15 protein-coding genes and 1 riboswitch are annotated in these 12,273 nt (G+C 61.8%); of the genes, 8 read left to right on the top strand and 7 right to left on the bottom strand.

Annotated features, from left to right (window positions below; translation table 11 throughout):
- Complete coding sequence (locus tag MK6180000_RS13390) at window positions 1-348, top strand: HNH endonuclease (RefSeq protein ID WP_138935183.1); 348 nt, start codon at window positions 1-3, stop codon at window positions 346-348.
- A 1-nt stretch (window position 349) separates the two neighbouring features.
- Here MK6180000_RS13390 and hemE read toward each other — a convergent pair whose 3' ends face one another.
- Complete coding sequence (hemE, locus tag MK6180000_RS13385; RefSeq protein WP_138935182.1) at window positions 350-1,393, bottom strand: uroporphyrinogen decarboxylase; 1,044 nt, start codon at window positions 1,391-1,393, stop codon at window positions 350-352.
- A gap of 124 nt (window positions 1,394-1,517) precedes the next feature.
- Between hemE and hemC the strand changes: the two genes are divergently transcribed.
- On the top strand, window positions 1,518-2,465 hold the full coding sequence (gene hemC / locus MK6180000_RS13380; protein WP_138935181.1) for a hydroxymethylbilane synthase: 948 nt from the start codon (window positions 1,518-1,520) through the stop codon (window positions 2,463-2,465).
- Window positions 2,466-2,477: 12 nt separating this feature from the next.
- On the opposite strand, the gene MK6180000_RS13375 is transcribed toward hemC, so the two are convergent.
- The 4 genes from MK6180000_RS13375 to MK6180000_RS13360 form a co-directional block, all read right to left on the bottom strand.
- Window positions 2,478-3,104 (bottom strand): LysE family translocator, encoded by a 627-nt coding sequence (locus tag MK6180000_RS13375; protein WP_138935180.1) that lies wholly within the window; start codon window positions 3,102-3,104, stop codon window positions 2,478-2,480.
- A 19-nt stretch (window positions 3,105-3,123) separates the two neighbouring features.
- On the bottom strand, window positions 3,124-3,801 hold the full coding sequence (locus MK6180000_RS13370) for a class I SAM-dependent methyltransferase (protein WP_138935179.1): 678 nt from the start codon (window positions 3,799-3,801) through the stop codon (window positions 3,124-3,126).
- A complete protein-coding gene (locus MK6180000_RS13365; RefSeq protein ID WP_138935178.1) occupies window positions 3,802-4,140 on the bottom strand; it encodes a DUF2794 domain-containing protein in 339 nt (112 codons plus the stop codon).
- An 84-nt stretch (window positions 4,141-4,224) separates the two neighbouring features.
- Complete coding sequence (locus MK6180000_RS13360) at window positions 4,225-4,521, bottom strand: I78 family peptidase inhibitor (RefSeq protein ID WP_246040523.1); 297 nt, start codon at window positions 4,519-4,521, stop codon at window positions 4,225-4,227.
- A 139-nt stretch (window positions 4,522-4,660) separates the two neighbouring features.
- Here MK6180000_RS13360 and MK6180000_RS13355 point away from each other — a divergent pair, with 139 nt between their 5' ends.
- Both MK6180000_RS13355 and yghU read left to right on the top strand, forming a co-directional pair.
- Window positions 4,661-5,773, top strand: coding sequence for an S-(hydroxymethyl)glutathione dehydrogenase/class III alcohol dehydrogenase (locus MK6180000_RS13355; RefSeq protein WP_138935177.1), 1,113 nt, complete (start codon window positions 4,661-4,663; stop codon window positions 5,771-5,773).
- Between the two features lie 163 nt (window positions 5,774-5,936).
- Entirely contained in the window at window positions 5,937-6,803 is an 867-nt protein-coding gene (gene yghU, locus MK6180000_RS13350; RefSeq protein ID WP_138935176.1) for a glutathione-dependent disulfide-bond oxidoreductase, read from the top strand.
- A gap of 3 nt (window positions 6,804-6,806) precedes the next feature.
- On the opposite strand, the gene MK6180000_RS13345 is transcribed toward yghU, so the two are convergent.
- Window positions 6,807-7,364: a hypothetical protein gene (locus tag MK6180000_RS13345; RefSeq protein WP_138935175.1), complete on the bottom strand. Its 558-nt coding sequence runs from the start codon at window positions 7,362-7,364 to the stop codon at window positions 6,807-6,809.
- Window positions 7,365-7,582: 218 nt separating this feature from the next.
- Between MK6180000_RS13345 and MK6180000_RS13340 the strand changes: the two genes are divergently transcribed.
- Together MK6180000_RS13340 and gltX are read left to right on the top strand one after the other, a co-directional pair.
- Entirely contained in the window at window positions 7,583-8,281 is a 699-nt protein-coding gene (locus MK6180000_RS13340; protein WP_138935174.1) for an NYN domain-containing protein, read from the top strand.
- A 76-nt stretch (window positions 8,282-8,357) separates the two neighbouring features.
- Window positions 8,358-9,683, top strand: coding sequence for a glutamate--tRNA ligase (gltX, locus tag MK6180000_RS13335; RefSeq protein ID WP_138935173.1), 1,326 nt, complete (start codon window positions 8,358-8,360; stop codon window positions 9,681-9,683).
- A gap of 26 nt (window positions 9,684-9,709) precedes the next feature.
- Here the strand turns inward: gltX and MK6180000_RS13330 are convergent, their stop codons facing one another.
- A complete protein-coding gene (locus MK6180000_RS13330; RefSeq protein WP_138935172.1) occupies window positions 9,710-10,285 on the bottom strand; it encodes a gamma-glutamylcyclotransferase family protein in 576 nt (191 codons plus the stop codon).
- A gap of 135 nt (window positions 10,286-10,420) precedes the next feature.
- Window positions 10,421-10,507, top strand: a riboswitch (glycine riboswitch).
- Window positions 10,508-10,671: 164 nt separating this feature from the next.
- On the opposite strand from MK6180000_RS13330, the gene gcvT reads away from it, so the two are divergent.
- Entirely contained in the window at window positions 10,672-11,796 is a 1,125-nt protein-coding gene (gene gcvT, locus MK6180000_RS13325; protein ID WP_138935171.1) for a glycine cleavage system aminomethyltransferase GcvT, read from the top strand.
- Window positions 11,797-11,818: 22 nt separating this feature from the next.
- Window positions 11,819-12,178, top strand: a complete 360-nt coding sequence (gene gcvH, locus MK6180000_RS13320) for a glycine cleavage system protein GcvH (RefSeq protein WP_138935170.1) — start codon at window positions 11,819-11,821, stop codon at window positions 12,176-12,178.
- Window positions 12,179-12,273: the final 95 nt, after the last annotated feature.

Below are 12,273 nucleotides of genomic sequence, written 5' to 3'. Positions count from 1 at the left end.
ATGCCGTGCCATCCTCTTGGGCGTAAGTCGCCGGAGGATCAAGCAATAGAAGGCCCGCCCCCCATCTGCCCGATCTGCGAGCGGCCCATTCCCGCGGGCGCAAAGCAGAGCCTGCATCACCTGGTGCCCAAGCTAAAGGGCGGCAAAGGCGGGCCCGTTGTTCTGTTGCATCAGATCTGCCACAACGAGATTCACGCGGCGCTGACAGAGGCAGAACTGGCGCGCGACTATCACACGCCAGAGGCGCTGCGCGCGCATCCCCGGCTGGCCAAGTTCATCGCATGGGTTCGCAAAAGGCCGCCCACATTTCATTCAAAAACGCCCGCACGGCTACGCAAGCGAAAGTGATCTAGGCGCCTCGCACGGTATCGATCATCAACTGAACGTTGGCGGGATCTGCGTCTGGCGTGATGCCGTGGCCGAGGTTGAAGATATGCGGGCCACCGCGCAACGTGCGGACGATGTGCTGCGTCTCGGACACAAGCTCCTCGCCGCCCGTCACCATATGGCGCGAGGCCAGATTGCCCTGAACGCAGCCGCCGGGCTGGACATGCTTGGCCACCCAATCGGCCGTAACCGAATCGTCGACTGCGACGCAGTCTGCGCCCGTCGCCTCGTGAAACCCGATGTAATTGTCCCCCGCCTGACGCGGGAACGCGATGATGGGCGTCTCCGGGTGGCGCAATTTCAGCGCTGCGATAATCTGCCGCGTCGGCTCCAGCGCGTAGCGTTGAAAGTCCGGCCCTTTCAATGATCCGGCCCAGCTGTCGAATAGCTTAACCACCTCTGCGCCCGCGTCGATCTGGGCGCTGAGATATTCTATAGTCGCCTCTGTTATGCGCTCGATCAGCGCGTCAAAGACGGCTGGATGTGTCCCCTTCAGTGCGTGCGCTGGTCCTTGATCCGGCGTGCCTTTGCCCGCGATCATGTAGGTCGCAACGGTCCACGGCGCACCGGCAAATCCGATCAGCGTCGTCTCTTTTGGCAATTCCTGCCGCAGGTTGCGCACGGTTTGATAGATCGGTGACAGCGTCTCGTGAATGTCATCTACGCTGCGCAATTGCGCCAACTCAGCCTCGCCGGTGATGGTCGACAGGCGCGGCCCCTCGCCGGTGACGAACCACAGATCAGCCCCCAGCGCCTGAGGCACCAGCAAGATATCAGCAAAGAGAATTGCACCGTCAAAGCCAAAGCGCCGGATCGGTTGCAGCGTCACTTCGGTCGCCAATTCCGGGTTATAGCACAGCGACAGGAAATCGCCGGCCTTGGCGCGCGTGGCCTTATATTCAGGCAGGTAGCGGCCGGCCTGGCGCATCATCCAGATCGGCGGGGTTGCCTGCTCCTCGCCCGCCAATGCGCGCAGGATCGTTTTGTCTGATGTCGGGTTGGCCATGATGCGTCCTCTCGGTTTGCGGCGGTGGTCGCGCCGCAGGCGCGCGATGTCAAGTCGTCCGGCGCGGTAGAAGTCAAGCGCGGCATCCCTTGCCCTGCGCCCCTCGCACAATTAAACCGCCTCCATGACATTGCAATTACCCACCCCAATGGCCCCGTTGAAACTGGGCACGCGCGGCTCTCCGCTGGCGCTTGCGCAGGCGAATGAGACGCGCGCGCGCCTGGCAAAGGCGTTCGACCTGCCGTTCGAGGCGTTCGAGATCGTGGCGATCAAGACGACGGGCGATCGTATCATTGACCGCCCGCTCAAGGATATCGGCGGCAAAGGGCTGTTTACCCGCGAGATTGAGGATGCGCTGCTGTCGGGCGATATCGACATCGCGATTCATTCGATGAAGGATATGCCAACCCTGCAACCGGGTGGCCTGCTGCTGGACACCTATCTGCCGCGCGAGGACGTGCGTGATGGGTTCGTGTCGCCAGTCTACGCAGCGCTGGCTGATTTACCCGAGGGGGCCAAGGTCGGCACATCTTCCTTGCGCCGCCGGGCGCAGGTGCTGGTCGCATACCCGCACCTGCAGGTGGTCGAATTTCGCGGTAATGTGCAAACACGGCTGAAAAAGCTGGATGACGGCGTGGCTAGTTGCACCTTCCTCGCTATGGCCGGGCTGAACAGGCTGGGGCGGAGCGAAGCGGCGCGTAGCGCGCTGGACCCGTCCGATATGCTGCCCGCCATCGCGCAGGGCGCAATCGGAATTGAGCGGCGCGCGAATGACACGCGGGCCGCCGAAATGCTAAGCGCGATCCATCATGAGATGACGGGCCAGCAATTGGCCGCCGAGCGCGCGTTTCTAGCCGCCCTTGATGGGTCGTGCGAGACGCCGATCGCGGGGCTGGCAGTGCTGGACGGTAGCACTCTGCGTTTGCGCGGCGAGGTGCTGCGCCCTGACGGATCGCAGAGCATCAAGGATGCGCGCAGTGCGCCCATCGCCGATGGTGCCGAACTGGGCCGCGCAATGGCTGCGGACATGCTAAAAGAGGCTGGGCCGGGATTTTTTGACTGGCGGCAGTAGGGCCGCGTCAGATCACCGCGCTGGCCGCATATCCTTGAACGCCAGCATCGCGGCCCCGGCCAACATCAAGGTGCCGCACAGCTTGTTCACCAGCGCAAAGCGGGAGCCGCGCAGCGCGCCCGCCGCCCGCGTGCCGAGCCACCCCCACAGCATCAGGATCGCGCCGTCGACGACCAGATACGTGCCGCCAAGGATAGCCAACTGCGGCAGGACCGGCGCGGCGGGATTTAGAAATTGCGGGAAAAGAGCGCCAAAGAAGACTACGGCAAAGGGGTTCGCCAGCGAGGTGAAAAACCCCTGCCTGTAAAGGCGCGAGGCACCGTTCTGCGCGGCCGTTGCGCCCTCCGCGCCACCCTTGGACAGGATCAGTTGCAGGCCGATCCACGCGAGATAGGCGACCCCCAGCCATTTGATCCACGCAAAGGCAGTGGCCGAGGTGGCGATGATCGCGGCAAGGCCGAAGGCAGCGGCAGTCATCTGGATCGCGTTTGCCGACAGGTCACCGAAGATAGTCCAAATGCTGCGACGCAAGCCGTGGCGGATCGCGTTCGATATGATGAGCAGTTGGCTGGTATCAGGCGGCGTTGCAAAGAAAACGGCGACGGCAGCAAGGTAGAGAAAATAGGTCTCAATAGGCATCGAAACGCTCCTTGCGGGGTCACCCCGGTTTGCTGAAAACTGCCTTTACGTTGCCGAACGGCGACGAATAAATCTTCTCGGTGGCGAATCCCGCAGCGCGGAAAAGCGCGCTCATGTCGTCCTCAGTATAGAGGCAGACACGCCCTTCGATATCATGTTTTTTCCGCATCTCATCGCTAAGCGGGTGATAACGCGCGCCCCATGGGGTGTCGCGGCCAATATACCCTTGGCCCAACTCGCTATTCAGGCCCGATGCCGACACAAAGATTTTGCCCCCTTTAGCAAGGTTCGAAAACAGGCGCGTGGCCAATCCTGCCGCATCTGGCGGGTCCAGATAGTGTAGCGCACGCTGGCTATAGATCATGTCGATCCCGCCGTTCGGCCACTCCGCCATGACCTGTTGAATATCGCCCTGCACAAAGGTCAGCGTATCCAGTCGCGCCGCCGATGCCATCTCAGCGGCCTCAGCGGAAAAATCGTGGCTATCGACCGCATAAACCCGCGCACCTAGCAGCGCAAATCGAAGCGATTGAATAGGAAAGCCGCACCCCAGATCCAAAACGGCGGCGCGGGCGCGGATCCCAAGCAAATGTTCGATGGCCGATTTGTCCAGATCATCCAGCCGCTGCGAGGCGATGTCTGACCCAAAACCGGGGCTCAGCACATTCCGGCAGTCCCCTTGCGCATTGATTTTCACCTATTGCACCGTGCGAATCAGCTTTCGCTCTAACACGCGCAGCACTTGGCGCAGGTCCGCGCCGCGTTTCAGGATCTGGCCGTCCATGCCGATCACCGCGTATTGTCCCTGCTTGCCGCGCAGTTTGGGTCGCTTTTCTATGCGGTAAAGTGGGTGCTCTGCCGTACGCCTAAAGACCGAAAATATCGCAACTTCGCGCAGATTGGAAATGCCATAGTCGCGCCACTCACCCGCCGCGACCATGCGGCCGTATAGCGACAGGATCACGCCCAGTTCGGTGCGGTGGAATGCAACCTGATCGGCTGTGCCGAAACCGGATGAGGTGGACTGAAAGGTCATGACCCCAGACTTGCCCCGATTTGGCGCCGGATCAAGCCCTAACCGCGCCGGGATAGGGTCGCGGTAAAGGCGATGAGACAGGCATCAACCGCACCAGATACGTGTGATCCGGCCCGCTGTGTCTGTATCGATATTCAGTCGGTCGGTCCGGTAGTCCATGGTCATCGGCGTATCCGGCCCCAATACCCTTACTGGGCGATTTGGCGCGCTGAAATCAAACTGTGCATGTTTTTGTCCGATTCGGTCGGAATACGCGGACGCACCACAGGAATCACGGGCCGGGCTGGTCGGGGCGGGATTGTTGGCCGCAGTAGACTGGCAGGCTGCCAAAGCGAGGGCAGCGGGAACGATCAGGCAGGCAGTGCGCATCAGGCGGGGCATGGAAATCTCCTTGGTGTTCAGACGCTAGATTGCGCTGCAGGGCGCGGCATTCCAACCCTTTATCTTTGCCATGTTGAAACCGCACGGCAATTCCCGCAAAGTCGGCCCAAACCCGAAACGAAGTTGAAGGAACAATATCATGCGCACGACAGCAGCGGTGGCACTTGAGGCCGGCAAGCCCATGGAGATCATGGAGGTCAATCTGGACGGCCCTAAAAAGGGCGAGGTTCTGGTGGAAATCAAGGCCACAGGCCTGTGCCACACCGACGATTTCACTCTCTCAGGCGCTGATCCAGAGGGCGCGTTTCCGGCCATTCTGGGCCATGAGGGTGCGGGCGTCGTGCTGGAGATCGGCGAGGGGGTGACGTCGCTGGAAGTGGGCGATCATGTGATCCCGCTTTATACGCCCGAATGCCGGACCTGCGAGTATTGCCTGAACCCCAAGACGAACCTTTGCCAGTCGATCCGCGAGACGCAAGGCAGGGGCGTGATGCCCGATGGGACCAGCCGGTTTTCGATGCTGGATGGCACGCCGATCCTGCATTACATGGGCTGCTCGACCTTCGCGAACCATACCGTTTTGCCCGAAATCGCGCTGGCCAAGGTGCGCAAAGACGCGCCGTTTGATAAAATCTGTTACATCGGCTGCGGCGTGACCACCGGCATCGGTGCGGTCATCAACACAGCCAAGGTCGAGATCGGCAGCCGGGCTATCGTTTTTGGCCTTGGCGGGATTGGCCTGAATGTCATTCAGGGTCTGCGCATGGCGGGGGCCAGCCAGATCGTCGGCGTCGATCTTGACCCCGGTAAGGTGGAAATGGCCACGCGCTTTGGCATGACCGATTTCGTCAATCCCAATGACGTCAAGGGCGATCTGGTCGCCCATCTGGTCGAGCTGACGCGCGGCGGCGGCGATTATACCTTCGACGCCACTGGAAACGTGGGCGTTATGCGCACCGCCCTTGAGGCGTCGCACAAAGGCTGGGGCGAAAGCGTCATCATTGGCGTCGCCCCTGCTGGCGCCGAAATCGCCACGCGCCCCTTCCAGCTGGTCACCGGCCGTACGTGGAAAGGCACAGCGTTTGGCGGCGCACGGGGCCGCACGGATGTGCCCAAGATTGTCGACTGGTACATGGACGGCAAGATCGAGATCGACCCCATGATCACGCATATCCTCAAGTTGGAGGACATCAACAAAGGCTTTGAGATGATGCACGCAGGCGAGAGCATCCGGAGCGTGGTAGTCTACTAGCCGGCTTCGATAGGTCAGGGAGTGGGTGGGGCGGTCTTGTCGGGCCGCCCTTTTTTATCCCGCATTTACAAAGCTGCACAGCTGATGTGCACCGCGCCCCTTGCGCCCAGCCCCACGCAGAATAAGTTCTGCCCCAACGCATTTCCCGCAAAGGAGCCATTAAATGGCCGATACCACCTACACCCCGCCCAAGGTCTGGACATGGGACGCAGAGAGCGGCGGCAAGTTCGCCAGCACCAACCGCCCCATTGCCGGCGCGACCCATGACAAGGAGCTGCCCGTAGGCAAGCACCCATTCCAGCTCTACTCGCTGGCCACGCCGAACGGCGTTAAGGTCACGATCATGTTCGAGGAGCTGCTGGCCGCGGGCCATGACGCCGAATACGACGCATGGCTGATCGACATTGGTGAGGGTGACCAGTTCGGCAGCGGGTTCGTCGAGATCAATCCGAACTCCAAGATACCAGCCCTGCTTGACCGCTCACGCGAAACGCCGGTGCGCGTGTTCGAGAGCGGCTCGATCCTGATGCATCTGGCGGAGAAATACGGCGCGTTCCTGCCTGCCTCGGGTGCGGCGCGGACTGAGACGCTGAACTGGCTGTTCTGGCAGATGGGCAGCGCGCCATATCTGGGCGGCGGCTTTGGGCACTTCTACGTTTATGCACCTGAAAAATACGAATACCCCATCAGCCGCTTCGCGATGGAGGTGAAGCGGCAACTGGACGTGCTGGATCGCCAACTTGCGACGCGCGACTTTATCGCCGGGGAAAACTATACCATTGCCGATATGGCGATATGGCCTTGGTATGGCCAACTGGCGCTGGGCCGCACCTATGATGATGCGGGCACGTTTCTGGATGTCGGCAGCTACGAGCATGTCCAGCGCTGGGCAAAGGCCATCGACGCGCGCCCGGCTGTCCAGCGTGGCCGCATGGTTAACCGCAGCTTTGGCGAGCCTGAAATGCAGCTGCACGAGCGCCATGACGCCGCTGATTTCGACACGCAGACGCAAGACAAGATCGGCAGCTAGGCTTTAACCTTCGGCGCGGGCAAGCGACACGCCCGCGCCCCGCTTGCGGATGGGCACGTCGGCGCGCAGTTTCCACTTGTACTTGGTATCGCTCAGCACGTGATCCCAGTGCAGCGTGCCGCCCGTGCGCCATGGGTCCAGCACGATACCATCGCGCCAGTTGCCCCCGCGCGCCATAACCACAGCGGTTGAATGCTCCAGCAAAAATGGATTCTCAGCATTCGCCACCAGCCGGTCGAACTGCAACGTGGCAAAGCGCGCATGGACCATGCGTGTCTGAACATCGCGCGCCCAGTGATAGCAGAGGCCCCGCTTTTTCACGCCGAGATTGACTTTGGCGTTATGAACCAGTGGCAGATCGGTGATCTCGTATTCCCGCGCCAGATCGGATGAGACCGAATAGGCCAGACGCGCGGCGCGCGCCGCCTCTGCCGGGTCGACATTCGGACCCAGGGCCAGCATGGCCGCCTCTAGCCCGGCAGTGCCGCTCTGGGTGCCCAATGTGCTACGCGTTCCGCCGCAGCCCGCCAGTAGCCCCATCGCGCCTGCGCCCAGGATCATTGCCCGTCTTGTCGTCATAGCCGCCTCGTAAATTTTGCCCGATAGTGCGCAAACTAGCGCCGTGCGCCTGCGGGGGCTAGCCCCTCTCAATCCGGTTCGCAACTTCCGCCTATAAGAAATATTTTGTCGCTAGGCACTGCGTCCCCTAATGTCGCAGGACGGCTTCCCCCATGCGCGCCGATAGGGCATGTAGGGACGATTAAAAAGGAGCCGACACCATGCGCGACAGCACCCCTCTACTGGCCGTCCTCATCGACGCCGATAACACATCGCCCAAGTGGACCAAGGCTATTTTCGACGAGATCGCGGGCATTGGCGAGGCATCGGTGCGCCGCTGCTACGGTGATTTTTCGTCGCAGCAGATGACCGGATGGAACAAAGTACAGGCCGAGTTTGGCCTCGTGCCACATCACCAGCCCGCCAATACGGTGGGCAAGAACGCAAGCGACATTGCGCTGGTGATCGACGCGATGGACCTGATGCATTCGGGCCGCTTTGACGGCTTTGTGCTGGTGTCCTCCGACAGTGACTTTACCCGTCTGGCCAGCCGTATCCGCGAACAGGGCCTCGACGTTTTCGGCATCGGCGCCAAAAAGACGCCCGAGGCGTTTCGTCAGGCCTGCAAGCGGTTTATCTATCTGGAAAACCTTGGCGGCGCCCCCGAGGACGCCCCGGCGCGCCCCAGCGGCCAGAACATCAACGAGGCGCGCGATTTGTTGTTCAAGGCGATGGATAGCATCGATCAGGATAGCGAATGGTACGCGCTGGGCCGCCTTGGCCAGCAAATCACCGCCGCCAATCCCGATTTTGACACTCGCAGTTATGGACATAAAAAGCTGAGCGATCTCATTGCCGCGATCAAGGTCCTAGAGACGCGCCGTGAGGGCAATCAACTGATGGTGCGCCGGATGGACTGAGGCGGGCTAATCTGGACAAGGCCCCCGCCCTGTGACACATCCTGCGCAACCTCCGAGGCTCAAGGATCTGCGTCCCATGACCATCACTCGTTTCGCCCCATCGCCCACCGGCTATATCCATGTCGGCAACCTGCGCACTGCGCTGATGAACTGGCTCATCGCACGCAAGGCGGGGGGCACTTTTATCCTGCGCATCGACGATACCGATCCGGTCCGCTCCAAGGAGGAGTACGTCGACGGCCTAAAGCAGGATCTGGAGTGGCTGGGCCTACACTGGGACCGTGTCGAGCGTCAGTCCGAGCGGCTGGACCGCTATCATGAGGCTGCGGGCAAGCTACGCGAAATGGACCGCTTTTACGAGGCGTTCGAGTCGCCGACCGAGCTGGACTTGAAGCGCAAAAAGCAACTGAACATGGGCCGCCCACCGGTTTATGACCGCGCCGCATTGGCGCTGGACGATGCCGAAAAGGACCGCTTGCGCGCCGAACGCGGGCCAGGTGTCTGGCGGTTCAAGCTGCGGCAGGAGCGGATTGAGTGGCCCGATGGTATTCTGGGCGATATCAGCATCGACGCCGCCTCGGTCAGCGATCCGGTGCTGATCCGCGGCGACGGGCAGGTGCTATACACCCTCGCGTCGGTCGTCGATGACACCGAAATGGGCGTGACCGACATCGTTCGCGGCTCGGACCATGTGACCAACACCGCAACCCAGATCCAGATCATAGAGGCGCTGGGCGGGCATGCGCCGAACTTTGCGCATCACTCGCTGCTGACCGGCCCGCAGGGCGAATCGCTGTCCAAGCGTCTTGGCACGCTGTCCTTGCGCGATCTGCGCGAACAAGGCATCCAGCCCGCCGCGCTGCTTAGCCTGATGGCGCGTCTGGGGTCCGCCGACCCGATCGAGCTGCGCACCGATATGGAGACGCTGCTGGGCGGCTTTGACATCACGCGCTTTGGCTCGGCCCCGACGAAATTCGATGTGCAGGACCTGTTTCCGCTGACGGCGCATTACCTGCAAGGGCTAGACTACGCCGAGGTGAAGGCGCGCATCGCCGCGCTGGGCGTGCCCGATGATCTGGCCACCCAGTTCTGGGCGGTCACCCGCGGCAATATCACCACGCTGGCCGATCTGGACGCATGGTGGATTATGTTCCGCGACGGCGCTGAGCCTGTGATCGAGGAGGGCGACGCCGAATTCATCGCCGAGGCCATGACGCTGCTTCCCGAGGGGCCGCTGGATGAGGGCAGTTGGGCCAGCTGGACCACGGCGGTCAAAGAAGCGACAGGCCGCAGGGGCAAGGCGCTGTTCATGCCGCTGCGCAAGGCGCTAACGGGGCAGGCGCATGGGCCGGAAATGGCACAAGTGCTGCCGCTGCTACAAGTAATTCGCGCGCGCGGTTAAGCGCGGCGCGGTTAAGCGCGGCGCGGTTAAGCGCGGCGCATTTCGACCTGCAGTCGCGCAAGGGCTGCATCGACGACATCAGTCTCGCTACGGCTGAGACGGCAGGCGCGCGGATAATGCGGCTCTGCCCGGTCATCCAGTATTGGCGCGTCCCACCCATCTGTCGTGTCAAAGAAATGCTGCGCGCCGTCCTCGCCGAATTCGCGCAGGTAGCCTTGGATAACCACGTCGATATAGCTGAGCAGCAGGTAGTGGCCGTTTGTGGCCGCTCCGCGCGGGCCCTCTGGCACCGAATAGACCGCGATTTGCGGGGTGTGGGGCAGGGGATGCTCAATCATATGCTCGGCTGGCAGACGATTATACGCGCCCTCGCGAATATCCAGCGCGTGCCAATCATCATTAGGCACTGGCGCGATCAGGCCATGAATCCAAGCGCCATCGTCCCTGACGACTGACAGAAACGCGACCTCGCGCAGATTTGTCGGCCGCCATGTGCGGCGCCAACCGTTCAAGCGCGCAGGATGCGCGTCCTTGAATGTATGCGTGTCGCGATTGACGAGGCTTCCGTAGCCAAAGAAATAGGCATGTGACGGGGCGATCATTGGCGGCTTTCAATTTTGTCCCCGACAGAGGTCGCGCAGTTTGCGCCCGAAATCAAGCGGGTAGCGCGCGCCCGTGCGTGTGCGCCTATTCTCAATTTCCCTTGCCGCCCGCGCGGCGGTATACTAGCGTCGACAATGATTGGATCGGGAGAACTGGCTGACGCCAGTGCCGAAGGAGCAACCGCCCCGGAAACTCTCAGGCGACAGGACCTTTTCAATCATCAGAACTCTGGAGAGTGCACCCGTTTTGGTGCCGCCGAAGGGATAGCGATCTCAGGCGAAAGGACAGAGGGGGCATCGTGGCGCGGCTTGCATTGCAGGCCATTGCGTCTTTGCGATGCCGACGTTGATTTCCATCAACCCGGCAGCCATGGCAGGAGGCCGGAATGAGCGATCTAAAGATGACGGTGCTGAACGCGCTGCATCGCGAACTGGGGGCCAAGATGGTCCCGTTCGCGGGCTACGACATGCCCGTGCAATACCCCCTTGGCGTGATGAAGGAGCATCTGCATTGCCGTGCCCGTGCGGGCCTCTTTGACGTCAGTCATATGGGGCAGGTCATCGTCCGCGCGCCCGGCGGCTACGCCGAGGTGGCCAACGCGATGGAGGCATTGGTGCCCGTCGACGTGGAGGGGCTGCATGAAGGGCGCCAGCGCTATGCGATGTTTACCAATGATGCAGGCGGGATCGAGGATGATCTAATGCTGGCCCACCGCGACGAGGAGCTGTTCGTCGTCGTCAACGCGGGCTGCAAGGATGCCGATATTCAGCGTATGATCGAACTGATGCCCGGCTGCGAGGTTTTGCCCGTCACGGACCGCGCGCTGCTGGCCCTGCAAGGGCCGGAAGCCGAGACGGTGCTGGAGGCGCTGGTGCCCGGCGCGGCTGCAATGCGCTTTATGGATATTGCCATTCTGCCATCGGACTGGGGTGATCTGTGGCTCTCGCGTTCGGGCTACACCGGCGAGGACGGATATGAGATTTCGGTCGAAGAAGGCCGCGCAGAGGCATTTGCCCGCGCGCTGTTGGACCAAGATGCCGTGGAGCCTATCGGCCTAGGTGCGCGCGACAGCCTGCGACTAGAGGCGGGTCTGTGCCTCTATGGTCACGACATTGACGCCGATACCACCCCGGTCGAGGCAAATCTGGGCTGGGCCATTCAAAAGGTGCGCCGCTCAGGTGGCAAGCGCAAGGGCGGCTTTCCCGGTGCCGATATAATCCTGCCGCAGCTGGTATCGGGCGCGGATCGCCGCCGCGTCGGCCTGTCGCCAGAGGGGCGCGCGCCGATGCGCGAGGGCACCGCCCTTTTTGCCGACGAGACAGGCGGCGAGTCGATCGGAGCCGTCACATCTGGCGCATTTGGCCCCAGTATTGAGGCGCCGATGTCGATGGGCTACGTTCCCGCCGATCTGGCAAGGCCCGGCACCACCGTTTATGGCGAGGTGCGCGGCAAACGCATGGCCGCCACCGTCGTGGCGCTGCCGTTTAAACCCGCAAACTTCAAACGCTGATAATCCAAGGGAGATCCCAGGCATGAAATACACAGAAGAACACGAGTGGCTGCGCGTCGAGGATGACGTAATCGTGGTCGGCATTACCGAACACGCGGCCGAGCAATTGGGCGACATCGTCTTTGTCGAGCTGCCCGAGGTCGGCACCGAGGTCGTCAAGGATGACGAGGTCGTTGTGATCGAAAGCGTCAAGGCGGCCAGTGACATTCTGGCCCCCATCGACGGCGAGATCACCGAGGTCAACGACGTGCTGAACGGCGCGCCTAGCACGGTGAACGAGGATGCCATCGGTAATGGCTGGTTCTTCAAGATCAAGGCCAGCGATATGAGCCAGCTAGACGACATGATGGACGAGGCGGCCTACAAAAAATTCATTGGCTAACGCCTGATCTGCGGCAGCGGGCATGCGTATTTTTGCCAAGATGAAGCACGGGCGGGCTGCTGCGGTGGCCCACCCCCTATCCCCCACATCTGATG

It is taken from the genome of Roseovarius arcticus (assembly GCF_006125015.1).
GTDB classification, from domain to species: domain Bacteria; phylum Pseudomonadota; class Alphaproteobacteria; order Rhodobacterales; family Rhodobacteraceae; genus Roseovarius; species Roseovarius arcticus.
This window is presented reverse-complemented; position numbering and strand designations above follow the sequence as displayed.